General features: G+C 60.4%; 24 protein-coding genes. 13 read left to right on the forward strand and 11 right to left on the reverse strand.

Going from position 1 to position 23,246, the window contains the following annotated elements; genetic code table 11:
• Positions 1-7: 7 nt before the first annotated feature.
• From rng to tldD, 4 genes are all read left to right on the forward strand, one after another.
• Entirely contained in the window at positions 8-1,465 is a 1,458-nt protein-coding gene (rng, locus tag E4T63_RS04335; RefSeq protein ID WP_007961585.1) for a ribonuclease G, read from the forward strand.
• Positions 1,466-1,540: 75 nt separating this feature from the next.
• Complete coding sequence (locus E4T63_RS04340; protein WP_135294960.1) at positions 1,541-5,344, forward strand: YhdP family protein; 3,804 nt, start codon at positions 1,541-1,543, stop codon at positions 5,342-5,344.
• A 58-nt stretch (positions 5,345-5,402) separates the two neighbouring features.
• Entirely contained in the window at positions 5,403-6,263 is an 861-nt protein-coding gene (locus tag E4T63_RS04345; RefSeq protein ID WP_135294961.1) for a carbon-nitrogen hydrolase family protein, read from the forward strand.
• Between the two features lie 4 nt (positions 6,264-6,267).
• Positions 6,268-7,710: a metalloprotease TldD gene (gene tldD, locus E4T63_RS04350; RefSeq protein ID WP_007961588.1), complete on the forward strand. Its 1,443-nt coding sequence runs from the start codon at positions 6,268-6,270 to the stop codon at positions 7,708-7,710.
• 51 nt (positions 7,711-7,761) lie between these two features.
• On the opposite strand, the gene yjgA is transcribed toward tldD, so the two are convergent.
• The gene (gene yjgA / locus E4T63_RS04355) at positions 7,762-8,286 is read right to left on the reverse strand and encodes a ribosome biogenesis factor YjgA (RefSeq protein WP_007961589.1); all 525 of its coding nucleotides are present in this window, start codon (positions 8,284-8,286) and stop codon (positions 7,762-7,764) included.
• A gap of 108 nt (positions 8,287-8,394) precedes the next feature.
• Here yjgA and pmbA point away from each other — a divergent pair, with 108 nt between their 5' ends.
• The 6 genes from pmbA (at position 8,395) to E4T63_RS04385 (ending at position 13,761) form a co-directional block, all read left to right on the forward strand.
• Positions 8,395-9,741, forward strand: coding sequence for a metalloprotease PmbA (pmbA, locus tag E4T63_RS04360; protein ID WP_135294962.1), 1,347 nt, complete (start codon positions 8,395-8,397; stop codon positions 9,739-9,741).
• Positions 9,742-9,991: 250 nt separating this feature from the next.
• Positions 9,992-10,399: a hypothetical protein gene (locus E4T63_RS04365; RefSeq protein WP_027610839.1), complete on the forward strand. Its 408-nt coding sequence runs from the start codon at positions 9,992-9,994 to the stop codon at positions 10,397-10,399.
• Positions 10,380-11,756 carry a class II fumarate hydratase gene (locus E4T63_RS04370; RefSeq protein ID WP_134785441.1) on the forward strand — a complete coding sequence of 459 codons (1,377 nt, stop codon included), beginning with the start codon at positions 10,380-10,382 and terminating at the stop codon, positions 11,754-11,756. Before E4T63_RS04365 ends, E4T63_RS04370 begins: the two co-directional genes overlap by 20 nt.
• Before the next feature lie 27 nt (positions 11,757-11,783).
• Positions 11,784-12,224 (forward strand): hypothetical protein, encoded by a 441-nt coding sequence (locus E4T63_RS04375; protein ID WP_096795353.1) that lies wholly within the window; start codon positions 11,784-11,786, stop codon positions 12,222-12,224.
• A 1-nt stretch (position 12,225) separates the two neighbouring features.
• Positions 12,226-12,837: a superoxide dismutase gene (locus tag E4T63_RS04380; RefSeq protein ID WP_135294963.1), complete on the forward strand. Its 612-nt coding sequence runs from the start codon at positions 12,226-12,228 to the stop codon at positions 12,835-12,837.
• A gap of 30 nt (positions 12,838-12,867) precedes the next feature.
• Entirely contained in the window at positions 12,868-13,761 is an 894-nt protein-coding gene (locus E4T63_RS04385) for a ZIP family metal transporter (RefSeq protein ID WP_135294964.1), read from the forward strand.
• Between the two features lie 101 nt (positions 13,762-13,862).
• Here the strand turns inward: E4T63_RS04385 and E4T63_RS04390 are convergent, their stop codons facing one another.
• The 10 genes from E4T63_RS04390 to E4T63_RS04435 form a co-directional block, all read right to left on the reverse strand.
• On the reverse strand, positions 13,863-14,138 hold the full coding sequence (locus tag E4T63_RS04390) for an HPr family phosphocarrier protein (RefSeq protein ID WP_003221684.1): 276 nt from the start codon (positions 14,136-14,138) through the stop codon (positions 13,863-13,865).
• 15 nt (positions 14,139-14,153) lie between these two features.
• Positions 14,154-15,011 (reverse strand): RNase adapter RapZ, encoded by an 858-nt coding sequence (gene rapZ / locus E4T63_RS04395; RefSeq protein WP_027610844.1) that lies wholly within the window; start codon positions 15,009-15,011, stop codon positions 14,154-14,156.
• Between the two features lie 2 nt (positions 15,012-15,013).
• Positions 15,014-15,478 carry a PTS IIA-like nitrogen regulatory protein PtsN gene (gene ptsN, locus E4T63_RS04400; RefSeq protein ID WP_027610845.1) on the reverse strand — a complete coding sequence of 155 codons (465 nt, stop codon included), beginning with the start codon at positions 15,476-15,478 and terminating at the stop codon, positions 15,014-15,016.
• A gap of 12 nt (positions 15,479-15,490) precedes the next feature.
• Positions 15,491-15,799, reverse strand: a complete 309-nt coding sequence (gene hpf / locus E4T63_RS04405) for a ribosome hibernation-promoting factor, HPF/YfiA family (protein ID WP_025109458.1) — start codon at positions 15,797-15,799, stop codon at positions 15,491-15,493.
• 73 nt (positions 15,800-15,872) lie between these two features.
• On the reverse strand, positions 15,873-17,366 hold the full coding sequence (locus E4T63_RS04410) for an RNA polymerase factor sigma-54 (protein WP_027610846.1): 1,494 nt from the start codon (positions 17,364-17,366) through the stop codon (positions 15,873-15,875).
• A gap of 186 nt (positions 17,367-17,552) precedes the next feature.
• Entirely contained in the window at positions 17,553-18,278 is a 726-nt protein-coding gene (lptB, locus tag E4T63_RS04415) for an LPS export ABC transporter ATP-binding protein (protein ID WP_007967211.1), read from the reverse strand.
• Positions 18,278-18,823 carry a lipopolysaccharide transport periplasmic protein LptA gene (lptA, locus tag E4T63_RS04420; protein ID WP_096795357.1) on the reverse strand — a complete coding sequence of 182 codons (546 nt, stop codon included), beginning with the start codon at positions 18,821-18,823 and terminating at the stop codon, positions 18,278-18,280. The genes lptB and lptA overlap by 1 nt, the downstream gene beginning before the upstream one ends.
• On the reverse strand, positions 18,810-19,382 hold the full coding sequence (gene lptC / locus E4T63_RS04425; protein WP_027610848.1) for an LPS export ABC transporter periplasmic protein LptC: 573 nt from the start codon (positions 19,380-19,382) through the stop codon (positions 18,810-18,812). The genes lptA and lptC overlap by 14 nt, the downstream gene beginning before the upstream one ends.
• Positions 19,383-19,390: 8 nt before the next feature.
• A complete protein-coding gene (locus tag E4T63_RS04430) occupies positions 19,391-19,915 on the reverse strand; it encodes a KdsC family phosphatase (RefSeq protein ID WP_007967216.1) in 525 nt (174 codons plus the stop codon).
• Complete coding sequence (locus tag E4T63_RS04435; protein WP_027610849.1) at positions 19,915-20,889, reverse strand: KpsF/GutQ family sugar-phosphate isomerase; 975 nt, start codon at positions 20,887-20,889, stop codon at positions 19,915-19,917. The genes E4T63_RS04430 and E4T63_RS04435 overlap by 1 nt, the downstream gene beginning before the upstream one ends.
• 275 nt (positions 20,890-21,164) lie before the next feature.
• Here E4T63_RS04435 and E4T63_RS04440 point away from each other — a divergent pair, with 275 nt between their 5' ends.
• The 3 genes from E4T63_RS04440 to mlaD are packed head-to-tail and all read left to right on the forward strand — an operon-like array spanning position 21,165 to position 23,238.
• The gene (locus E4T63_RS04440) at positions 21,165-21,974 is read left to right on the forward strand and encodes an ATP-binding cassette domain-containing protein (protein WP_003221703.1); all 810 of its coding nucleotides are present in this window, start codon (positions 21,165-21,167) and stop codon (positions 21,972-21,974) included.
• Positions 21,974-22,771 carry a lipid asymmetry maintenance ABC transporter permease subunit MlaE gene (gene mlaE, locus E4T63_RS04445; protein ID WP_003221704.1) on the forward strand — a complete coding sequence of 266 codons (798 nt, stop codon included), beginning with the start codon at positions 21,974-21,976 and terminating at the stop codon, positions 22,769-22,771. Before E4T63_RS04440 ends, mlaE begins: the two co-directional genes overlap by 1 nt.
• Positions 22,771-23,238 carry an outer membrane lipid asymmetry maintenance protein MlaD gene (gene mlaD, locus E4T63_RS04450; RefSeq protein WP_007967220.1) on the forward strand — a complete coding sequence of 156 codons (468 nt, stop codon included), beginning with the start codon at positions 22,771-22,773 and terminating at the stop codon, positions 23,236-23,238. The genes mlaE and mlaD overlap by 1 nt, the downstream gene beginning before the upstream one ends.
• The last annotated feature ends 8 nt before the right edge of the window (positions 23,239-23,246 follow it).

A 23,246-nucleotide genomic window follows, 5' to 3' on the forward strand; every position in this document is an offset into this window, starting at 1 on the left:
CCCTGCCATGAGTGAAGAGATTCTGATCAACATCACGCCGATGGAATCGCGCGTGGCGGTGGTCGAAAACGGTGTGCTGCAAGAAGTCCATGTCGAGCGCACGCAAAAACGCGGGATCGTCGGCAACATCTATAAGGGCAAGATTGTCCGGGTGCTGCCGGGCATGCAGGCGGCATTCGTCGACATCGGTCTGGATCGTGCCGCGTTCATCCATGCCTCGGAAATCTCCCTGCGCGAAGGCCCTGCGGTGGAAAGCATCAGCGCGCTGGTGCACGAAGGGCAGAGCCTGGTGGTACAGGTGACCAAGGATCCGATCGGTTCCAAGGGCGCGCGCCTGACCACGCAGCTGTCGATTCCGTCGCGCTATCTGGTGTACATGCCGCGCACCGCCCACGTCGGCATTTCCCTGAAAATCGAAGACGAAGCCGAGCGCGAGCGCCTCAAACAGGTGGTCAGCGATTGTGTGGCCAAGGAAGGAATCAAGGAGGCCGGTGGCTTCATTCTGCGTACCGCCGCCGAAGGTGCCGGGGCCGATGAGATCCTCATGGACATCCGCTACCTGCGCCGCCTGTGGGATCAGATCAATGCGCAGATCCAGACCATCGGCGCGCCGAGTGTGATCTACGAAGACCTCGGTCTGGCCCTGCGCACGTTGCGCGATCTGGTCAGCCCGAAGATCGAGAAAATCCGCATCGACTCCAGGGAAACCTTCCAGAAAACCACGCAGTTTGTGGCCGAACTGATGCCGGAAATCGCCGATCGTCTCGAACACTATCCGGGCGAGAGGCCAATTTTCGACCTGTATGGCGTCGAAGACGAAATCCAGAAAGCCCTCGAGCGCAAAGTGCCGCTCAAGTCCGGCGGCTATCTGGTGGTCGATCCGGCGGAAGCCATGACCACCATCGACGTCAATACCGGCGCGTTTGTAGGCCATCGCAATCTCGAAGAAACCATCTTCAAGACCAACCTCGAAGCCGCCACCGCGATTGCCCGGCAGATGCGCCTGCGCAATCTGGGTGGGATCATCATCATCGACTTCATCGACATGGAAGATGAAGAGCATCAGCGCCAGGTGCTGCGTACCCTGGAAAAACAGCTCGAACGTGATCACGCCAAGACCAACATCATCGGTATCACCGAGTTGGGCCTGGTGCAGATGACCCGCAAGCGCACCCGTGAAAGCCTTGAGCAAGTGCTGTGCGAGCCGTGCAGCAGTTGCCAGGGGCGGGGCAAGTTGAAGACCCCGGAAACCATCTGTTACGAGATTTTCCGCGAGATTCTGCGCGAAGCCCGCGCCTATCAGGCCGAAGGTTACCGGGTGCTGGCGAACCAGAAAGTGGTGGACCGTTTGCTCGATGAAGAATCCGGTAACGTCGCCGAGCTTGAAGGGTTTATCGGCCGCACCATACGCTTTCAGGTCGAAACCATGTATTCCCAGGAACAATATGACGTGGTGCTGCTCTGAACCCCTGCAGCACATTTAATCCACAACGGCTGGCCTCAGCTTTCAGTAGTTTTTTTGCCATGGGAGCCAACTGACATGGAGCGTCTGACACGCATTTTGGCCGCACTGACCCGCTGGGGGCTGGGCCTGTGCGCGTTGGTTCTGGTGTTGATGGCGTTGTACGTCAGCCTCGGTCGGGAACTGACGCCACTGGTGGCGGAATACCGCACCGATATCGAAGACAAGGCCACGGCTGCGCTTGGCATGCCGTTGCAGATCGGCGAGCTGGAAGGCAACTGGAGCGGCTTCGCGCCGATTCTGCTGGCCCACGATGTGATGGTCGGTGACGGCGCCAATGCCTTGCGTCTGGATCGGGTGCGCGTGGTGCCTGACCTCTGGGCCAGTCTACTGTCGCGCGAAGTGCGTATCGCCCATCTGGAATTGAACGGCCTGAAGATCAGTGTCAAAGAAGCACAGGACGGCACCTGGGCGCTGGAAGGCCTGCCGGTGCAGAACGATCAGCCGCTGGATCCCGAACAATTGTTCAAGCGCTCGCAGATGGTTCAGCAACTGTCGGTGCTCGACAGTCAGGTGACCGTGCAGCCGCTGGATCAGGCGCCGATGACCTTTACGTATGTCGGCCTCAATCTGAAAACCGGCAGCAGCCGTCAGCGTCTTGATGCTCGTCTGACCTTGCCCGACGGGCAACCGGTGGCGATGAGCCTGCGTACACGGATTCGCCCCCCTCAATTGCCGGACAGTTCGCTGGAGGGTTATGTCAGCCTGCCGCAAAGCGATTGGTCGAAGTGGCTGCCGGAGCGTTTGACCCAACAGTGGAATTTTTCCGAGATCAAGGCTGGCGGCGAGCTGTGGGTGAACTGGAACGACGGCGCTCTGCAAAGCGCCGCCATTCGTTTGAACGCACCACAGGTGACCGGCGCTTATGCCGAGCGCAAGCCGATCAAGATCAACAATCTGGCGCTCAACGGCTATTACCAGCGCGATGACGAGGGCGCGATTGTCACTCTCGATTCGCTGGCGATGAACTTCGGCGAGACCCGCTGGGAATCCCATGTGCAGCTCAAGCAGACGGTGGCCACCGATAAAACCGATGAGTTGTGGCACTTGCAGGCCGACCGCCTCGACCTGACACCGATCACGCCGTTGCTCAATGCGCTGGGGCCGTTGCCCGAAAACGTCGCTACGGTCGTCGACCACCTGAAGGTGACGGGTGGACTGCGCAACGTGCTGCTGGATTTTCGTCCCAATGCCACCGACGGCTCGAAATTCGGCTTTGCGGCCAACCTCGATAATGTCGGTTTCGATGCCTATCACGGTGCCCCGGCGGCGCGAAACGTCAGTGGCAGCCTCAGCGGCAACCTCGACGGTGGCGAGTTGCGCCTGGACAGCAAGGATTTCGTCCTGCACCTCGACCCGATCTTCGCCAAGCCATGGCAATACATCCAGGCCAATGCCCGACTGACCTGGAAGCTCGATAAAGAAGGTTTCACCCTGATCGCGCCGTACCTGAAAGTGCTGGGCGAAGAGGGCAAGATTGCCGGCGACTTCCTGATCCGCCTGCACTTCGACCATAGCCAGGAAGACTACATGGACCTGCGCGTCGGGCTGGTCGATGGCGATGGTCGCTACACCGCCAAATACCTGCCCGAAGTCTTGAGCCCGGCCCTCGACGAGTGGCTGCGTACAGCGATCCTCAAGGGCGCCGTGGATCAGGGCTTCTTCCAGTACCAGGGTTCGCTGAGCAAAAACGCCAAGGACGTGGATCGCAGCATCAGCCTGTTCTTCAAGGTGCATGACGCCGAGCTGGCGTTCCAGCCGGGCTGGCCGCACGTGAGCAAGGTCAGCGGCGATGTGTTCATCGAGGACAGCGGCGTGCGCATCGTGGCCGACAAGGGCCAGTTGCTCGACACCCAGGTCAGCGACGTTTTCGTCAACATTCCCCATGTGCCGGCCGGGCAACCTACCCATCTGTTGCTCGACGGCGGATTTGCCGGCGGGCTGGGCGATGGCCTGAAAATTCTCCAGACCGCGCCGATCGGTACCGGCGAAACCTTTGCCGGCTGGGAAGGCGAGGGCGATTTGCAGGGCAAGGTCAAACTCGACATTCCGCTGGAAAAGGGCGATCTGCCGAAGATCCTCGTCGATTTCAAAACCGCCAATGCGCGCCTGAAACTGGCCGAGCCGAAGCTGGAACTGAGCCAGCTCAAGGGCGATTTCCGTTTTGACAGCGCCAAGGGGCTGAGCGGGCAGAACATCGCCGCCAGGGCCTTCGACAAGCCGGTGACCGCGCAGATTTTCGCTGATGGCAGCCCGAACAAGCTCAAGACTCGGGTCGCGGCCTCCGGGCAGGTCGAGGTCAAGAAGCTCACTGACTGGCTGGGCGTGACTCAGCCGTTGCCGGTGTCCGGGACCCTTCCGTATCAGTTGCAGGTCAACCTTGACGGCACTGACAGTCAGCTCACTGTCAGCTCCAGCATGAAAGGCGTGGCAGTGGATCTGCCGGCACCGTTTGGCATGTCGGCCGAGCAGGGTCGTGACACGGTGTTCCGCATGACGTTGCAAGGTGCGGAGCGGCGTTACTGGGTCAACTACGATCAACTGGCGAGCTTCACCTTCGCCGCGCCGCCGAGCAATATCGCCGATGGTCGCGGTGAGCTGTTCCTCGGTACGGGCGACGCCGTACTGCCGGAGGCCAAGGGCTTGCGCATTCGCGGTGTGCTGTCGGAGCTGGACGTCGCGCCGTGGCAGGATCTGGTCAGCAAATACGCCGGCAACGATCCGGGCGGCAGTGCCAAACAATTGCTCAACAGTGCCGACTTCAAGGTGGGCAAGCTCACCGCCTTCGGCACCACGCTGGATCAGGCTGCTGTACAGGTCAATCGCAAGCCATGGGCGTGGAATCTGGCGCTCGACAGCCAGCAGGCCAAGGGTTCGGCCAGCCTGCCCGATGCCAAGGGCGCGCCGATCGCGGTCAATCTGCAATACGTACGCCTGCCGGCGCCGGATCCGACGGTGCAGGCTGACGAGAACTCGCCTGATCCGCTGGTTTCGGTCGACCCGACGAAGATTCCCGCGCTGGATATCACCATCAATCAGTTGTTTCTGGGCCAGGATCTGGTGGGCGGCTGGTCGCTCAAGGTTCGACCGACGGCCAAAGGCATTGCCCTGAACAATCTCGATATGGGCCTCAAGGGCATTCTGTTGCAGGGCAATGGCGGCTGGGAAGGGGCGCCGGGTTCGACCAACAGCTGGTTCAAGGGCCGGATCAGCGGCAAAAACCTTGCCGATGTGCTCAAGGGCTGGGGCTTTGCGCCGAGCGTGACCAGTGAAGAGTTCCACATGGATGTCGATGGCCGCTGGCCGGGCTCGCCGGCATGGCTGGCAACCAAGCGCTTCTCCGGCACGCTGGATGCCTCGCTCAATAAAGGTCAGTTCGTTGAAGTGGAGGGCGGCGCGCAGGCGTTGCGGGTGTTCGGTCTGCTCAACTTCAACTCCATCGGCCGTCGTCTGCGCCTGGACTTCTCCGACTTGTTTGGCAAAGGCTTGAGCTACGATCGGGTCAAGGGCCTGTTGGTGGCTAATAACGGCGTGTATGTCACCCGCGAGCCGATTCGCCTGACCGGTCCTTCGAGCAACCTTGAACTGGACGGTACGCTGGATCTGGTCGGCGATCAGGTCGACGCCAAATTGCTGGTGACCTTGCCGGTGACCAACAACCTGCCGATTGCCGCGTTGATCGTCGGCGCGCCGGCGGTCGGCGGGGCGCTGTTCCTGATCGACAAGCTGATCGGCGACCGCGTGGCGCGCTTCGCCAGCGTCAAGTACACCGTCAAAGGTCCGTGGAAAGAGCCGAAAATCACCTTCGACAAGCCTTTTTGAACAGCCACATCCCAGGCCTATGGAGTAGCATGGCCGCATACCTGTTACGGAGTGCGCCATGTCTTTAGCGGTGATTCAAATGGTCAGCCAGAGTGATGTGCTGGCCAATCTGGCGCAGGCTCGACGCCTGCTCGAACAGGCCGCGGCCGGCGGCGCGAAGCTGGCGGTGCTGCCGGAAAACTTCGCCGCCATGGGTCGTCGCGACATCGCCGACATCGGCCGTGCCGAAGCGCTTGGCGAAGGGCCGATCCTGCCATGGTTGAAACAGACCGCCCGCGACCTCAAGTTATGGATAGTGGCCGGCACCTTGCCGTTGCCGCCGCTTGGGCAACCGGACGCCAAGTCGCATGCCTGTTCGCTGCTGGTCAACGATCAGGGTGAAACCGTGGCACGGTATGACAAGTTGCACCTGTTCGATGTTGATGTGGCGGACAATCGCGGGCGGTATCGCGAATCCGATGACTATGCTTATGGCAGTGGCGTGGTGGTCGCAGACACGCCGGTTGGCCGAGTCGGCCTGACCGTGTGTTACGACCTGCGCTTTCCGGAGCTGTACAGCGAATTGCGCGCCGCCGGTGCCGAGTTGATTACCGCCCCGTCGGCCTTCACCGCAGTGACCGGTGCGGCGCATTGGGATGTGCTAATTCGCGCCCGGGCCATCGAGACGCAGTGTTATGTATTGGCGGCAGCGCAGGGCGGGACTCACCCGGGACCGCGTGAAACCTTCGGTCATGCGGCTATTGTCGACCCGTGGGGCCGTGTGCTGGCGCATCAGGATCAAGGCGAGGCGGTATTGTTGGCCGCACGCGACAGTGATGAACAAGCGTCTATCAGGGCGCAAATGCCGGTGACGAGTCATCGGCGGTTTTTCTCGCAGGGCGCCCAGCGGCCTGCTTCAGAACATGAATTTAAGGCGTAAACCTATGAGCGAGTTGTTGTCCTCAGTCAGTGATCACCTGTTGGCGCCCGGCGGCGTGACCATCGAGAGCCTGCAAGGCGTGCTCGGCGATCTGGCAGGCCCGGGCATCGATGCTGCCGATCTGTATTTCCAGGGCCAGATCTCTGAGTCGTGGTCGCTGGAGGACGGTATCGTCAAGGAAGGCAGCTTCAACCTCGACCAAGGTGTTGGCGTGCGTGCGCAGTCCGGCGAGAAAACCGGTTTTGCCTACAGCAACGCGATCACCCTCGAAGCCCTGGGCGCTGCGGCCCGTGCCGCCCGCTCGATCTCCCGCGCCGGGCAGAACGGCACGGTGCAGGCGTTCAGCACTCAGGATGTCGCGCAGTTGTATGCGCCGGACAATCCGCTGGAAGTGCTGAGCCGCGCCGAGAAAGTCGAGCTGCTCAAGCGCATCGACGTCGCCACCCGCGCCCTCGATCCACGGATTCAGCAGGTCAGCGTGAGCATGGCCGGGGTCTGGGAACGGATTCTGGTGGCGTCCACCGACGGTGGCCTGGCCGCTGATGTGCGTCCGCTGGTACGTTTCAACGTCAGCGTGATCGTCGAGCAGAATGGCCGTCGCGAGCGCGGCGGACATGGCGGCGGCGGGCGTACCGACTACCGTTATTTCCTCGCCGAAGACCGTGCCATGGGCTATGCCCGTGAAGCACTGCGTCAGGCGCTGGTGAATCTGGAAGCGATTCCGGCACCGGCCGGCACCTTGCCTGTCGTCCTCGGTTCGGGCTGGTCCGGCGTGCTGCTGCACGAAGCGGTCGGTCACGGTCTGGAAGGCGACTTCAACCGCAAGGGCAGTTCGGCCTACAGCGGGCGGATGGGCGAAATGGTTGCCTCCAAGCTCTGCACCATTGTCGATGACGGCACGTTGAGCGGTCGTCGCGGCTCGCTGAGCGTCGACGACGAAGGCACTCCGACCGAGTGCACCACGCTGATCGAGAACGGCGTGCTCAAAGGTTACATGCAGGACAAGCTCAATGCGCGTCTGATGGGCGTGGCCCGTACCGGCAACGGTCGTCGCGAGTCCTACGCGCATCTGCCGATGCCGCGCATGACCAACACCTACATGCTCGGAGGCGAGAGCGATCCGGCGGAAATCATCGCGTCGGTGAAGAAGGGCATCTACTGCGCCAACCTTGGCGGCGGTCAGGTCGACATCACCAGCGGCAAGTTCGTGTTCTCCACCAGTGAGGCGTACCTGATCGAGGACGGCAAGATCACCGCGCCGGTCAAGGGCGCGACGTTGATCGGCAACGGCCCCGAGGCGATGAGCCGGGTGTCGATGGTCGGTAACGATCTGGCGCTGGACAGCGGTGTGGGCACGTGCGGCAAGGACGGGCAGTCGGTGCCGGTGGGTGTCGGTCAGCCGACGCTGAAGATCGATGCGATTACCGTGGGTGGCACGGGCGCATAAAAAGAGGTGGAGCTGCGGGTGGCGCGCAGGGCGGCCACCCGATGGCGAGTATCAACGCAGGCCGCGTTGGGTATCGTCCAGCTCACGGATGTACTTGAAGATCTTGCGGCTGGAAGCAGGAGGTTTGTTGTGTGCAACCTCGTGCTGAGCCTGACGGATCAGGGAACGCAGTTGCTGGCGATCGGCGTCGGGGTATTCGACGACGAATTTCTCCAGCACGGCATCGTCACCGGCGATCAGGCGGTCACGCCAGCGTTCGAGGTTGTGGAAACGCTCGTTGTACTGACGGGTGGAGGCATCGAGTTGATCGAGCAGGACCAGAATCGCGTCAGTGTCCTGATCGCGCATCAGTTTGCCGATGAACTGCAGGTGCCGTTTACGCGCGATGTTCGCGGTGTGCTTCGGCGCATCAGCCAGGGCCCGGCGCAAGGCGTCGGTCAATGGCAGTTTTGCCTGCAAGTCGGGCTTGAGTGTTGTAAGGCGCTCGCCAAGGTCAACCAGAGCATGCAGCTCGCGTTTGACCTGAGATTTGCTTTTTTCTCCCGTATCGAGGGAGTCGTCGTAAGAATCAACCATGGTGGCAGTCCGCAAAGAAACGCCGCCATGATAACCAGTCGGGGGCCGCTTGTCCGGCCCGGTCGCTCGATGACCCCAGCCGAAAGCAGAATTTGAGTGGAGATGAGCATGAGTGCAGTTCAAAGCGTCGGCCCGCAAGCATTGCCGGCACTGCAGGAACAGGTCGAGCAGATCATCGCCGAAGCCAAGCGTCAGGGCGCCAGTGCCTGCGAAGTCGCGGTGTCGCTGGAGCAGGGTTTGTCGACGTCGGTGCGTCAGCGTGAGGTCGAGACGGTCGAATTCAATCGCGACCAAGGCTTTGGCATCACCTTGTATGTTGGCCAGCGAAAAGGCTCGGCAAGCACCTCCGCCACCGGGCCGGACGCGATTCGTGAAACCGTTGCCGCTGCACTGGCGATCGCCAAACATACCTCTGAAGACGAAGCCTCGGGCCTCGCCGATGCCGCGCTGATGGCCAGGGATGTGCAGGATTTCGACCTGTTCCACGAATGGGACATCACCCCGGAGCAGGCCATCGAGAAGGCGTTGCTCTGTGAAGCCGCCGCGTTCGACGCCGATGCGCGAATCAAGAACGCCGACGGCACCACCCTCAGCACCCATCGGGGCTGCCGTGTATATGGCAACAGCCACGGTTTCATCGGCGGTTACGCGTCGACCCGGCACAGCCTGAGCTGCGTGATGATCGCCGAAGCCGACGGCCAGATGCAGCGCGATTACTGGTATGACGTCAATCGTCAGGGCAGCCTGCTGGCGGATCCGGTGAGCATCGGCCAGCGTGCCGCGCAACGCGCCGCGAGCCGTCTGGGCGCGCGTCCGGTGCCGACCTGCGAAGTGCCGGTGCTGTTTTCCGCTGAACTGGCGGGCGGCTTGTTCGGCAGCTTCCTGTCGGCGGTTTCTGGCGGCAGTCTGTATCGCAAATCGTCGTTCCTCGAAGGCACGCTGGGGCAGAAATTGTTTCCGGAATGGCTGACCATCGATGAGCGTCCGCATCTGATGCGCGCCATGGGCAGTGCGTCCTACGACGGTGATGGTCTGGCCACCTACGCCAAACCGTTCGTCGAGAAGGGCGAGTTGGTGTCGTACATCCTCGGCACGTACTCCGGGCGCAAACTCGGCATGCCGAGCACCGCCAACGCGGGAGGCGTGCATAACCTGTTCGTCACTCACGGTGATGAAGATCAGGCGGCGCTGTTGAAGCGCATGGGCCGTGGGCTGCTGGTCACCGAATTGATGGGCCATGGCTTGAACATGGTCACCGGCGATTATTCGCGCGGGGCGGCGGGTTTCTGGGTCGAAAACGGCGAAATCCAGTTCGCGGTGCAGGAAGTGACCATCGCCGGCAACATGCGCGACATGTTCAAGCAGATCGTTGCAGTCGGTAATGACCTGGAGTTGCGTAGCAATATTCGTACGGGCTCGGTGCTGATCGAGCGGATGACTGTCGCGGGCAGCTAAGCCCCAGCGGTCAGACAAGAAAGGCGCGCCACCTCATCGGGTGGCGCGCCTTTTTTCTTGGCTCCACACAAAACCTTGTGGGAGCGAGCCTGCTCGCGAAAGCGATTTAACAGCCGACCCCGGCGGTGACTGACACGACGCCTTCGCGAGCAGGCTCGCTCCTACAATGGAGTCTGTGTAATCAGGCGCTCTTGTTTTGGTTCTCATTATCATATAATAATAAATCTCATCTCCGAACGAGTCCCGGATCATGAGTTCTGCCTTGCACGAGCAGCCGTACCTCGAAAGCTGGCGCTGGATGAGTCGCCAGATCCGTTGCGCGATGGATCCTGACGAACCACGCCTGATCGAACATTACCTGGCCGAAGGCCGTTATCTGGCCTGCTGTACGGCGACTTCCCCGTGGACCATCGCTGAAACCTCCTTCCGTCTGCTGCTCGACACAGCCACCGACATCGCGTTGCCGTGGCACTGGCGCAGCCTGTGTCTCGATCAAGCCTGGCGTCCGTTGCGTGAAATGGAGCGCCTCTCTCTGTGCAACTGTCGGCTCCAGCGCTGGCAGCGCTACACCTGGCAACTGGCGACCTGCGAGTTGCTTCCCTCGATTCCTCTCATTGAATTAGTCCAAGGATTTACCGATGACCAAGACTCGTATTGAGCGCGACAGCATGGGCGAACTACAGGTGCCGGTGGACGCTCTCTATGGCGCGCAGACCCAGCGTGCAGTGGATAACTTCCCGATCAGCGGCAAGCCGATGCCAACGCAATTCATCCGTGCGCTGATCCTCGCCAAAGCCGCCGCCGCGCGGGCCAACGTCGAGCTCAACCAGCTCAGCGCCGGCCAGGGCAAAGCCATCAGCGATGCGGCCCAAGGCCTGCTCGAAGGCGACTTCATGCAGCATTTCCCGGTGGATATCTTCCAGACCGGCTCCGGCACCAGCTCCAACATGAACGCCAACGAAGTGATCGCGACCCTCGCCAGCCGACTGCTTGGCGAGCCGGTCAACCCGAACGATCACGTCAACTGCGGCCAGAGCAGCAACGACATCATTCCGACCACCATCCACGTCAGCGCCGCCCTGGCGTTGCACGAACAACTGCTGCCGGCGCTGTTGCATCTGGTGCAGGTCATCGAAAACAAAGCCGAACAGGTGCACCACCACGTCAAAACCGGCCGCACGCACTTGATGGACGCGATGCCGGTGCGCATGAGTCAGGTGCTCAATGGCTGGGCGCAGCAGCTCAAGGCCAACATCGGTCATCTGCAGGACTTGCTGCCGAGCCTGCAATCGCTGGCGCAGGGCGGTACGGCGGTCGGCACCGGGATCAACGCGCATCCGGAGTTTGCCAAGCGTTTCAGTCGCCAGCTCAGCCAACTGACGAATGTGCAATTAACTCCGGGCAAGGATCTGTTCGCCCTGATCGGCTCGCAGGACACCGCCGTCGCCGTCTCCGGTCAGCTCAAGGCTACCGCCGTGTCGCTGATGAAAATCGCCAACGACCTGCGCTGGATGAACTCCGGTCCGCTCGCCGGCCTTGGCGAGATCGAGCTGGAAGCCCTGCAACCGGGTTCGTCGATCATGCCGGGCAAGGTTAATCCGGTGATTCCGGAAGCTACTGCGATGGTCGCTGCGCAAGTGATCGGCAACGATTCGGTGATCACCATCGCCGGCCAGTCGGGCAACTTCGAGCTGAACGTGATGCTGCCGATCATCGCCCAGAACCTGCTGAGCAGCATCGAACTGCTGGCCAATGCCAGTCGTCTGCTCGGCGACAAGGCCATCGCCAGCTTCAAGGTCAACGAGTCGCGGCTCAAAGAAGCGCTGTCGCGTAATCCGATCCTAGTCACGGCGCTCAACCCGATCATCGGCTATCAGAAAGCCGCCGAAATCGCCAAGCAGGCCTACAAGCAGGGCCGCCCGGTGATCGACGTCGCGCTGGAACACACCGATCTGTCGCGCAGCCACCTGGAAGAGTTGCTCAACCCCGAGAAACTCACCGCCGGCGGCGTGTAAACCCCGCAACCGCTTTGGAGGCTCACCATGGAGCACTGGAAACGCACGATCGAACGGGCCAATCGCTGCTTCATGCTCGGCGAGCTGATCGACGCCCGCGAGGCTTACCTGCAAGCCCTGGCCCTGGCGCAAGTGCTATTCGAACGCTGGGCCGATGCCGACGAAGCGGTGGCGGCCTGCGTCATCTCCCACCACAACCTGGCGGATCTGCACCTGCGCCTGAATCAGCCGGAGGAGAGCGCCGAGTACCTCTGCGCGATTCATCAACGGCTGTTGCAGACCATGCAGGACGAGCGCCTGCGCCCGGCCCTGCGTGAAGCGGCGTTGCGCCAGAGCAGCAAGACCTACGTCGAACTGCTGAATTTCATCAGCGAACACGGCGAATACCCGCGCACCCAGCGCCTGCTGCACCCGGACACCGGCAATGCACGCCGCGCCTCAGTCTCACATCACCATGGAGTCCACTGAAATGGCTTTTACCTTGCCTGCCTTGCCTTACGCCTACGATGCCCTGGAACCGCACATCGATGCGCAAACCATGGAGATCCACTACACCAAGCACCACCAGACCTACATCAACAACCTCAATGCCGCCGTCGAAGGCACTGAGTACGCCGAATGGCCGGTGGAAAAACTGGTCGCCAGCGTTCAGCAGTTGCCGGAAGAACTCCGCGCGGCGGTGATCAATCAGGGTGGCGGGCATGCCAACCATTCGCTGTTCTGGGAAGTCATGGTGCCCAACGGCGGTGGTAAGCCGGACGGCGCGCTGGCCAAGGCCATCGAGGCGCAACTGGGCGGCCTCGACAGCTTCAAGGAAGCCTTCACCAAAGCCGCGTTGACCCGTTTCGGCAGCGGCTGGGCCTGGCTCAGCGTGACCCCGGAGAAAAAACTGGTCGTGGAAAGTAGCGGCAATCAGGACAGCCCGTTGATGAACGGCAACACGCCGATTCTCGGTCTGGATGTTTGGGAACACGCCTATTACCTGCGTTATCAGAACCGTCGCCCGGAATACATCAACGCGTTCTACAACGTGATCAACTGGCCGGAAGTTGCTGCGCGCTACCAGGCTGCACTGGTTTAAGTCTTCTATAAAAACAATCCAGGGCTGACTATGGGCACTGAAACACTGGCGATTGGCGGTGGGCGCATGTTTCGTTACGCGGTCGGGTCGCTGTTGCTGCTGGCGGGCATGACCCTGCTGGCCGTGCACGGGCTGGAATGGCTGGATCTGCAGCCGCGATTGTCACGCGCATTGCAGGGCGGCGCGATCTGCGCCCTCGGCACGGCGCTCGGCGCGGTGCCGGTGCTGGTGATCCGGCGTATGCCGCAGAGGCTCAGCGATACGCTACTGGGTTTCGGCGCCGGCGTGATGCTGGCGGCGACCGCGTTTTCGCTGATCGTGCCGGGCATCGCTGCTGCCGAAAGTCTGGGCCTGACACCGTTGGCCGCCAGCGGGCTGATTTGCTTCGGCATCATGCTCGGTGCATTCGGTTTGTATCTGGTGGATCTGAAACTGTCCGGCGCCTCACCGGAAATGCTCGTCGGTACCCCCGAGCACCCGGTGATTCCGCCGCGCATCTGGCTGTTCGTCTTCGCCATCATTGCTCACAACATCCCGGAAGGCATGGCGGTGGGGGTGTCCGCTGGCGGCGGCATGCCGGATGCCGACAGTCTGGCGATGGGCATCGCCTTGCAGGATGTGCCAGAGGGATTGGTGATTGCGCTGGTACTGGCGGGGGCGGGAATGTCGCGGGTCAAGGCATTCTTGATCGGTGCGGCGTCAGGACTGGTCGAACCGGTGTTTGCACTGCTCTGTGCGTGGCTGGTCAGTCTTGCGGAGCTGTTATTGCCGATGGGGCTGGCAGTGGCGGCGGGGGCGATGTTGCTGGTGGTGACGCACGAAGTCATTCCAGAATCGCGCCGCAATGGTCATGACAAGCTGGCCAGTCTTGGCTTGCTGATCGGGTTTTGTCTGATGATGGTGATGGATACGGCGTTGGGTTGAATATCAAAAGATCGCAGCCTGCGGCAGCTCCTACATTGGAATGCGTTCACTGTAGGAGCTGCCGCAGGCTGCGATCTTTTGATCTTTTGATCTTTAAACGATCAACCACCCTCATCGAAGTAGTTGTTGATCAACGCCACCAGCGCATCCAGCGCTTCCTGTTCCTGATGGCCTTCGGTGCTCAGATAGATCTTCGTACCCTTGCCGGCGGCGAGCATCATCATCGCCATGATGCTTTTGCCATCCACTGTGGTTTCTGGCGTGCGACCCACTCTGATCGTGCAATCCGGGAACTGGCCCGCCACCCCGACGAACTTGGCCGACGCTCGGGCGTGCAGGCCCAGTTTATTGATGATTTCGATTTCCAGAGCAGGCATCGCGGTGTGAATCCTTTAAGTGAGGTCGCGGTGGCGAACCTGGACGTTCTTCAGGGTTTTCTGCAGGGCCTGACCCAGACGTTCGGTCAGGTAAACGGAGCGGTGATGCCCGCCGGTGCAGCCAATGGCAATGGTGACATAGGCGCGATTACTCGCGGCAAAGCGTGGCAGCCATTTGTACAGGTAGCCGTAGATATCTTGAAACATCTCCTCAACCTCCGGTTGTGCAGCCAGGTACTCGGCGACCGGTGCGTCGAGACCCGATTGTGCACGCAGTTCCGGTTTCCAGTAAGGATTGGGCAGGCAGCGCACATCGAACACCAGATCCGCGTCCACCGGCATGCCGCGCTTGAAGCCGAACGACTCGACCAGAAACGCCGTGCCCGGTTCCGGCTGGTTCAGCAGTCGCAGCTTGATGGTGTCACGCAACTGGTACAGATTCAGATTGGTGGTGTTGACCTTGAGGTCGGCCAGGTCGGCGATCGGGCCGAGCAGGGCGGTTTCATCTTCGATCGCTTCGGCCAGCGAGCGGTTGGCAGTGCTCAATGGATGGCGCCGGCGGGTTTCCGAGAAGCGCTTGAGCAGGGTTTCTTCGTCGGCATCCAGATACAGCACATCGCACTGGATGTGCCGGGCACGGACTTCTTCAAGCAGTTCGGGGAAACGCGACAGGTGGCTCGGCAGATTGCGTGCATCGATCGACACGGCCACCAGCGGCTGGGCCAGTTCGGTGTGAATCAGGGCGCGTTCGGCGAGTTCCGGCAGCAGACCGGCCGGCAGGTTGTCGATGCAGTAGTAGCCGTTGTCCTCAAGGACATTCAGGGCGGTACTTTTACCCGAGCCGGAGCGGCCGCTGACGATGATCAAACGCATGATTAATGACCGTTCTGCTCGCTCAGGACGACCTGATACAAGGCTTCGTTGCTCGGTGCGCTGCGCAGTTTTTCGCGCACTTCCTTGCGATCGAGCATGCTGGCGATCTGGCGCAGTAATTCCAGGTGGGCATCGGTGGCCGCTTCCGGGACCAGCAGTACAAACAGCAGGTCGACCGGTGCGCCGTCGATGGCATCGAAATCGATGGGGGCATCAAGGTGCATCAACGCGCTGATAGGCGCTTCGCAGCCTTTGAGGCGACAGTGGGGAATGGCGATGCCGTTGCCGAAACCGGTGGATCCGAGTTTCTCACGGGCTACCAGGCTCTCGAAAACATCCTGCATGGCCAGATCCGGCACTTCTTTATGGATGAGGTTGGCAATCTGTTCGAGGGCTTTCTTTTTACTGCCGCCCGGCACGTTCACCAGGGAACGGCCGGGGGTCAGGATACTTTCAAGTCGGATCATGGGTTGGGAGTGTTAACGACCTGTCGCGCCCTGAAGGAGGCTCTGGGTCTTTTCCTTATGCTTTTTGAGTTGGCGATCCAGCTTGTCGGTCAGTGAGTCGATCGCAGCGTACATGTCGGTATCTTCTGCGTTGGCGACCACTTCGCTGCCGGGTATATGCAAGGTGGCTTCGATTTTCTGCTTGAGCTTTTCGACGCACATCGTGACTTGCACGTTGGTGATCTTGTCGAAATGGCGCTCCAATCGTTCGAGTTTCTCGTTGATGTAGGTGCGCAGAGGTTCGGTCACTTCCAGTTGGTGTCCACTGATGTTGACTTGCATACAGCTTCTCCTTCGTTGCCAGTGCATAAAGCGGCAGGCCGAAGAGCCTGCCACTGGAACGCTGTAACGTGGCTTACATCAACCGCTTGCGTTCGCTCGAAGGCGCGATCCCGAGGGATTCGCGGTACTTGGCGACGGTGCGGCGAGCCACCTGAATGCCTTGTGCCTCCAGTAAACCAGCGATCTTGCTGTCACTCAACGGCTTTTTCTGATTTTCCGCCGCAACCAGTTTTTTGATGATCGCGCGGATCGCCGTCGACGAGCATTCACCGCCTTCGGAGGTGCTGACGTGGCTGGAGAAAAAGTATTTCAGTTCATAAATACCGCGCGGGGTATGCATGAATTTCTGCGTGGTGACCCGGGAAATCGTCGATTCGTGCATGCCGACCGCCTCGGCGATGTCATGCAGGACCAACGGCTTCATGGCTTCATCGCCATACTCCAGGAAGCCGCGCTGATGCTCGACGATCTGGGTGGCCACCTTCATCAGGGTTTCGTTGCGGCTTTGCAGGCTCTTGATGAACCAGCGTGCCTCTTGCAACTGGTTGCGCATGAAGGTGTTGTCGGCGCTGGTGTCGGCGCGACGGACGAAACCGGCGTACTGCGCGTTAACCCGCAGACGGGGCACTGACTCCTGATTCAGCTCGACCAGCCAGCGTTCGTTATCCTTGCGCACAATGACGTCGGGCACCACGTACTCGGCTTCGGTCGATTCGATCTGCGAGCCCGGACGCGGATTGAGGCTTTGCACCAGTTCGATGACCTGACGCAACTCGTCTTCCTTGAGCTTCATACGCCGCATCAACTGGCTGTAGTCGCGACTGCCGAGCAGATCGATGTAATCGCTGACCAGACGTTTGGCTTCGTTGAGCCACGGGGTCTTGGCCGGGAGCTGACGCAGTTGCAGCAGCAGGCATTCGCCGAGGTTGCGCGCGCCGATACCGGCCGGTTCGAACTGCTGAATGCGGTGCAGAACGGCTTCGATCTCGTCCAGCTCGATGTCGAGCTCCGGATCAAAGGCGTCGAGAATTTCTTCGAGGGTTTCGTCCAGGTAGCCCTGATTGTTGATGCAATCGATCAGGGTCACGGCGATCAGGCGGTCGGTGTCGGACATCGGCGCCAGGTTCAATTGCCACAGCAGATGGCTTTGCAGGCTTTCGCCGGCGGACGTGCGGGTGGTGAAGTCCCACTCGTCGTCATCGCTGCTGGGCAGGCTGCTGGCGCTGGTCTGGTAGACGTCTTCCCAGGCGGTATCAACGGGCAGTTCGTTAGGAATGCGCTCGTTCCATTCGCCATCTTCCAGATTGTCCACCGTCGGGGCGGCTTCCTGATAGGACGGTTCCTGAATGTCGGTGTTGGGTTTTTGTTCGGCGTTGTCGGCCAAAGGATCGGTATTGTCGAAGTCGTCGCCTTCTTCCTGGCGTTCGAGCATCGGATTGGATTCCAGGGCCTCCTGGATTTCCTGTTGCAGGTCCAGGGTCGACAATTGGAGCAGGCGGATGGCCTGTTGCAGCTGCGGTGTCATCGTCAGCTGCTGGCCCATTCTCAAGACTAGCGATGGTTTCATGGCAGGGGCTTAACACCTTATTCGCCGGCGCGCATGCGCCATCCACTACAGGGCGCCGGAGCGCCAAACTTAAGCAAATTATATGCCTGAAACTGTCGTGTTTGCCTAGAGCGCTGTAACAATAAAAGCGTATAAAAGCCTGCTTCATCGATACAGCACCCGGAGGCTGGCCAAGTGCCTTGGTGCTTACAGGCGGAACTCGTGGCCCAGATACACTTCCTTCACCAGATCGTTGGCAAGGATGGTCGCCGCATCGCCTTCGGCGATCAGTTGACCGTCGTTGACGATGTAGGCGGTTTCGCAGATATCCAGGGTCTCACGCACGTTGTGGTCGGTGATAAGAACACCGATGCCCTTGGCCTTGAGGTGATGGATGATCTGCTTGATGTCGCCGACCGAAATCGGGTCGACACCGGCGAACGGCTCGTCGAGCAGGATGAATTTCGGTGCGGTCGCCAGGGCGCGGGCGATTTCCACCCGGCGGCGTTCACCACCGGACAGGCTCATGCCGAGGTTGTCGCGGATGTGGCTGATGTGGAATTCCTGCAGCAGGCTTTCCAGTTCCTTGCGACGACCGGCCTTGTCGAGTTCCGTGCGGGTTTCGAGGATGGCCATGATGTTATCTGCCACCGACAGTTTGCGGAAGATCGACGCTTCTTGCGGCAGATAGCCGATACCGGCCTTGGCGCGGCCGTGCATCGGCTGATGGCTGACGTCCAGATCATCGATCAGCACGCGACCCTGATCGGCCTGCACAAGGCCGACGATCATGTAGAAACAGGTGGTCTTGCCGGCACCGTTCGGGCCGAGCAGGCCAACGATCTGGCCGCTGTCGATCGACAGGCTGACGTCGCGCACAACCTGGCGGCTTTTATAGGCCTTGGCCAGGTGTTGAGCTTTCAGAGTTGCCATTACTGGGTTTTCTCGTCGGTTTTCTTCTTCGGCTGGATCACCATGTCGATACGCGGACGCGCTTCGGTGACTTTGCTGCCGGTAGCGCGACCGGCACTGGCCAGTTTCTTCACCGTGTCATAGACGATTTTCTCGCCCTGAGTGGTGTTGTTGTCCTTGTCGACAACCTTGGCCTTGTCGATCAGCACGACGCGGTTTTGCGCGGCGTGGTACTGAATCGTCACGCCCCAGCCCTGAACAGGCTTGGCGTCACCCTGGGTTTGCAGTTGCTCGAAGTAGGCAAGGTTGCCCACCGAGGTCACCACGTCGATATCGCCGGTCGGAGTACGGGTGATGGTCACCGTATTGCCCTTAACGATCATTGAGCCCTGGGTGATGATCACATCACCTTTATAGGTGGCGATGCCGTTCTTGTCGTCCAGTTGGGCGTCGTCGGCCTGAATGCGGATAGGTTGCTGCTGATCGTTCGGCAGAGCCCAGGCGCTCACGCTTCCCAGTGCTGCGCCCAGACTGAGCAAAATAGGGAGGGTTTTAACGAGCCTCATACTGTCCTCTTACGTTCGATTGCAGGTGTATCCTGCTTTCCTTCAAATACGCCTTCATTCCCACGCCAGTCGATACACCGCCAGCGCCGTCGATTCTAACGGGTTGCTCGGTCTGCGCATATTGCTGCTGAGGGAACACCGTCATGCGTGTGCTGGTGATCAGGGTGTCGCGTTTCTTTTCATCGGTGCGCTTGATGCGTACCGAGTCGATCAATTCTACCTGCGTTCCGTCCGGATTCACTTCGCCGCGTTCGCTGGTCACGTGCCACGGAAACTCGGTGCCGCGATACATGTTGAGGTCGGGTTTGGTAACCAGAGTCACATCCGTCGCTTTCAGGTGTTCGGCCTTGTCCGACGTCATTTCGTACTGCACTTTGCCGTCCGGCAGATATTGCAGGGTATGCGTATTGGTGGCGTACCAGTCGATGGCAGTGTCTTCGACCTTGGCCACAGGCTTGTCGAGGAAACGTTCCGGACTGATGTTCCAGTAGCCGACCGCCGCAAACATCGCAGCGATGCAGCCGAACAGCAGGAAGTTGCGAAATTTTTTGCTAAACATGATTTGGCTCACAGGTACGCGGCGTTGGCCGCATCGAGGCGGCCCTGGGCGCGCAGGATCAATTCGCAGAATTCGCGGGCGGCACCTTCGCCACCGCGGGCCCGAGTGACGCCATGGGCGTGTTCGCGCACGAAGTCGGCAGCATTGGCAACGGCCATGCCCAGCCCTACGCGGCGGATCACCGGCAAGTCAGGCAGGTCGTCACCCAGGTAGGCGACCTGTTCATAGCTTAGGCCCAGTTGCGCCAGCAGGCCGTCCAGAACCACCAATTTGTCTTCGCGACCCTGAAACAGGTGCGGGATACCGAGGTTCTTCGCCCGGCGTTCAACCACCGGGGTCTTGCGGCCACTGATGATGGCAGTCTCGACACCGGCATTCATCAGCATTTTGATGCCCTGGCCATCGAGGGTGTTGAAGGTCTTGAATTCGCTGCCGTCTTCGAGGAAGTACAGGCGCCCGTCGGTGAGGACGCCGTCGACGTCGAACACCGCCAGTTTGATCGCTTTGCCGCGTTGCAGCAGATCGGTGGTCATTACATCACTCCTGCACGCAGCAGATCGGAGAGGTTGAAGGCGCCGATCGGGCGATCTTCTTCGTCCACGACAACCAGTGCGTTGATTCGGTGGTCTTCCATGATTTTCAGGGCTTCGGCGGCGAGCATCTCGGGCCGTGCGGTCTTGCCGTGTGCGGTCATGACCTGGTCGATGGTGGCGCTGCGGATGTCGATGCTGCGGTCCAGCGTGCGGCGCAAATCGCCGTCGGTGAAGATTCCGGCCAGTTTGCCATCGGCTTCAACGATCGCGGTCATGCCCAGACCCTTGCGGGTCATTTCCATGAGCGCGTCCTTGAGCAGGGTGCCGCGCTGCACTTGCGGCAGCTCTTGCCCGGCATGCATGACGTTTTCCACTTTCAGCAGCAGGCGTCGACCCAGAGCGCCGCCCGGGTGTGAAAAGGCAAAATCTTCGGCGGTGAAACCACGCGCTTCCAGCAGCGCCACGGCCAGGGCATCGCCCATGACCAGCGCGGCGGTGGTCGAGGAAGTCGGTGCAAGGTTCAGCGGGCAGGCTTCGTGTTCGACATGAACGTTGAGATTGACTTCGGCAGCTTTGGCCAGCGGCGACTGCGGATTGCCGGTGAGGCTGATCAACTGGATGCCGAGGCGCTTGATCAATGGCAGCAGGGTGACGATTTCGTTGGTCGAGCCGGAGTTGGAGAGGGCGAGGATCACGTCGTCGCGGGTGATCATGCCCATGTCGCCATGGCTGGCTTCGGCCGGGTGGACGAAAAATGCCGGGGTGCCGGTGCTGGCCAGGGTCGCGGCAATCTTGTTGCCGACGTGCCCGGATTTGCCCATGCCGACCACGACCACACGGCCTTTGCTGGCCAGAATCATCTCGCAAGCGCGTACGAAATCGGCGTCGATATGGGGCAACAAGCCTTGTACGGCTTCCACTTCGAGGCGAATGGTGCGTTGTGCCGATTGAATCAGGTCGCTGGATTGGCTCATGTCAGAAATCGTATAGCCCGATGAAAAGGCGGCGATTATAGCGGTTATGTTGAAAAGCCTCACGCAAGTTCGTCGCGCTTTGTCATTCCTCGTAACCAAAACCCTGAAAAAGCGCGGCCGCGCCTGTCATATCGCTGAACACAGGGGGGCATGGGCCTTGGGCGCTTGGCCTTTGCAGTGATATAGTTCGCCGCCAGTTCGGCCTGCCCGGGAGGTATGTGCTTTCTGCGGAAAGCCAGGCGTCCGAGTGAGAGGCTGCATCGCAAGGAGTTTAGATGAGTGCCGATAACGCCTACGCGGTCGAGCTGAAGGGAGTCTCCTTCAAGCGCGGTGCGCGCAGCATTTTCAATAACGTCGATATTCGCATCCCGCGTGGCAAGGTTACCGGCATCATGGGACCTTCCGGGTGCGGCAAGACCACTTTGTTGCGCCTGATGGGTGCGCAGTTGCGTCCATCCAGCGGCGAAGTCTGGGTCAACGGCCAGAACCTGCCGACGCTGTCGCGCAGTGATCTGTTCGATGCGCGCAAGCACATGGGTGTGCTGTTTCAGAGCGGCGCGCTGTTCACCGATCTCGATGTCTTCGAGAACGTCGCTTTCCCCCTGCGCGTTCATACCCAATTGCCGGATGAAATGATCCGCGACATCGTCCTGCTCAAATTGCAGGCGGTCGGTCTGCGCGGTGCGATCGAGCTGATGCCCGACGAGCTGTCCGGGGGCATGAAGCGTCGGGTCGCCCTGGCCCGGGCGATTGCGCTCGATCCGCAGATTCTCATGTATGACGAGCCTTTCGTCGGTCAGGATCCGATCGCCATGGGCGTGCTGGTACGCCTGATCCGTCTGCTCAACGATGCGCTGGGGATCACCAGCATCGTGGTCTCCCACGATCTGGCCGAAACCGCGAGCATCGCTGACTACATCTATGTAGTGGGTGATGGTCAGGTGCTGGGGCAGGGCACGCCGGACGAATTGATGAATTCGGATGAACCGCGTATTCGCCAGTTCATGACCGGCAACCCCGATGGCCCGGTGCCGTATCATTTTCCAGCGACGGATTACCGCGCAGATCTTCTGGGGAAGCGCTGATGCGCAGAATTTCATTAATAGAACGCGTACGCCGGTTCGGCGAGGCGGCGATCGACGCCGTCGCGGTGTTTGGCCGCGCGACCCTGTTCCTGTTTCACGCCCTGCTCGGTCGTGGCGGCATCAGCGGCGGTTTCGGCCTGCTGGTCAAGCAGTTGCATTCGGTCGGCGTGATGTCGCTGGTGATCATCGTCGTGTCGGGGATTTTCATCGGCATGGTGCTGGCGCTGCAGGGCTTCAGTATTCTGTCGAGCTACGGTTCGGAGCAGGCGGTGGGGCAGATGGTGGCCCTGACGTTGCTGCGTGAACTGGGGCCAGTCGTGACGGCGTTGCTGTTTGCCGGGCGTGCCGGTTCGGCGCTGACCGCAGAAATTGGCAACATGAAGTCCACCGAACAGCTTTCCAGCCTGGAAATGATCGGTGTCGATCCGCTCAAATACATTATTGCCCCGCGTCTGTGGGCCGGTTTCATTTCCCTGCCGGTGCTGGCGATGATTTTCAGCGTGGTGGGAATCTGGGGCGGTTCGTGGGTGGCTGTCGACTGGCTTGGCGTGTATGAAGGCTCCTACTGGGCGAACATGCAGAACAGCGTGAACTTCACCAGCGATGTGCTCAACGGCGTCATCAAAAGTATCGTTTTCGCCTTCGTCGTGACCTGGATCGCCGTTTTCCAAGGCTACGACTGTGAGCCCACTTCCGAGGGCATCAGTCGCGCCACCACCAAGACCGTGGTATTCGCCTCGCTGGCGGTACTGGGCCTGGACTTTATTCTGACCGCTTTGATGTTTGGAGATTTCTGATGCAAAACCGCACCCTGGAAATCGGTGTCGGCCTGTTCCTGCTGGCAGGGATCCTGGCTTTGTTGCTACTGGCTCTGCGGGTCAGTGGCCTGTCTCCGACTTCGACCACCGACACCTATAAACTGTATGCCTACTTCGACAATATCGCCGGTTTGACGGTCAGAGCCAAAGTGACCATGGCTGGCGTAACCATCGGCAAGGTCACGGCCATCGATCTGGATCGCGACAGCTTCACCGGTCGGGTAACCCTGCAAGTGGATAAAAAGGTCGACAACCTGCCGACCGACTCCACAGCGTCTATCCTGACCGCTGGCCTGTTGGGCGAGAAGTACATCGGTATCAGCGTGGGCGGGGAAGACACCCGTCTGAAGGATGGTGGAACCATCCACGACACGCAGTCGTCTCTGGTACTGGAAGACCTGATCGGTAAATTCCTGCTCAATACCGTTAGCAAAGACGCCAAATGAGGAGCTTT

Source organism: Pseudomonas fluorescens (assembly GCF_004683905.1).
Lineage (GTDB): Bacteria > Pseudomonadota > Gammaproteobacteria > Pseudomonadales > Pseudomonadaceae > Aquipseudomonas > Aquipseudomonas putida_A.

Coding starts and splice junctions, on each gene's coding strand:
- rng (WP_007961585.1), top strand. CDS start 8: ATGAGTGAAGAGATTCTGATCAACATCACGCCGATGGAATCGCGCGTG.
- E4T63_RS04340 (WP_135294960.1), top strand. CDS start 1,541: ATGGAGCGTCTGACACGCATTTTGGCCGCACTGACCCGCTGGGGGCTG.
- E4T63_RS04345 (WP_135294961.1), top strand. CDS start 5,403: ATGTCTTTAGCGGTGATTCAAATGGTCAGCCAGAGTGATGTGCTGGCC.
- tldD (WP_007961588.1), top strand. CDS start 6,268: ATGAGCGAGTTGTTGTCCTCAGTCAGTGATCACCTGTTGGCGCCCGGC.
- yjgA (WP_007961589.1), bottom strand. CDS start 8,286: ATGGTTGATTCTTACGACGACTCCCTCGATACGGGAGAAAAAAGCAAA.
- pmbA (WP_135294962.1), top strand. CDS start 8,395: ATGAGTGCAGTTCAAAGCGTCGGCCCGCAAGCATTGCCGGCACTGCAG.
- E4T63_RS04365 (WP_027610839.1), top strand. CDS start 9,992: ATGAGTTCTGCCTTGCACGAGCAGCCGTACCTCGAAAGCTGGCGCTGG.
- E4T63_RS04370 (WP_134785441.1), top strand. CDS start 10,380: ATGACCAAGACTCGTATTGAGCGCGACAGCATGGGCGAACTACAGGTG.
- E4T63_RS04375 (WP_096795353.1), top strand. CDS start 11,784: ATGGAGCACTGGAAACGCACGATCGAACGGGCCAATCGCTGCTTCATG.
- E4T63_RS04380 (WP_135294963.1), top strand. CDS start 12,226: ATGGCTTTTACCTTGCCTGCCTTGCCTTACGCCTACGATGCCCTGGAA.
- E4T63_RS04385 (WP_135294964.1), top strand. CDS start 12,868: ATGGGCACTGAAACACTGGCGATTGGCGGTGGGCGCATGTTTCGTTAC.
- E4T63_RS04390 (WP_003221684.1), bottom strand. CDS start 14,138: ATGCCTGCTCTGGAAATCGAAATCATCAATAAACTGGGCCTGCACGCC.
- rapZ (WP_027610844.1), bottom strand. CDS start 15,011: ATGCGTTTGATCATCGTCAGCGGCCGCTCCGGCTCGGGTAAAAGTACC.
- ptsN (WP_027610845.1), bottom strand. CDS start 15,478: ATGATCCGACTTGAAAGTATCCTGACCCCCGGCCGTTCCCTGGTGAAC.
- hpf (WP_025109458.1), bottom strand. CDS start 15,799: ATGCAAGTCAACATCAGTGGACACCAACTGGAAGTGACCGAACCTCTG.
- E4T63_RS04410 (WP_027610846.1), bottom strand. CDS start 17,366: ATGAAACCATCGCTAGTCTTGAGAATGGGCCAGCAGCTGACGATGACA.
- lptB (WP_007967211.1), bottom strand. CDS start 18,278: ATGGCAACTCTGAAAGCTCAACACCTGGCCAAGGCCTATAAAAGCCGC.
- lptA (WP_096795357.1), bottom strand. CDS start 18,823: ATGAGGCTCGTTAAAACCCTCCCTATTTTGCTCAGTCTGGGCGCAGCA.
- lptC (WP_027610848.1), bottom strand. CDS start 19,382: ATGTTTAGCAAAAAATTTCGCAACTTCCTGCTGTTCGGCTGCATCGCT.
- E4T63_RS04430 (WP_007967216.1), bottom strand. CDS start 19,915: ATGACCACCGATCTGCTGCAACGCGGCAAAGCGATCAAACTGGCGGTG.
- E4T63_RS04435 (WP_027610849.1), bottom strand. CDS start 20,889: ATGAGCCAATCCAGCGACCTGATTCAATCGGCACAACGCACCATTCGC.
- E4T63_RS04440 (WP_003221703.1), top strand. CDS start 21,165: ATGAGTGCCGATAACGCCTACGCGGTCGAGCTGAAGGGAGTCTCCTTC.
- mlaE (WP_003221704.1), top strand. CDS start 21,974: ATGCGCAGAATTTCATTAATAGAACGCGTACGCCGGTTCGGCGAGGCG.
- mlaD (WP_007967220.1), top strand. CDS start 22,771: ATGCAAAACCGCACCCTGGAAATCGGTGTCGGCCTGTTCCTGCTGGCA.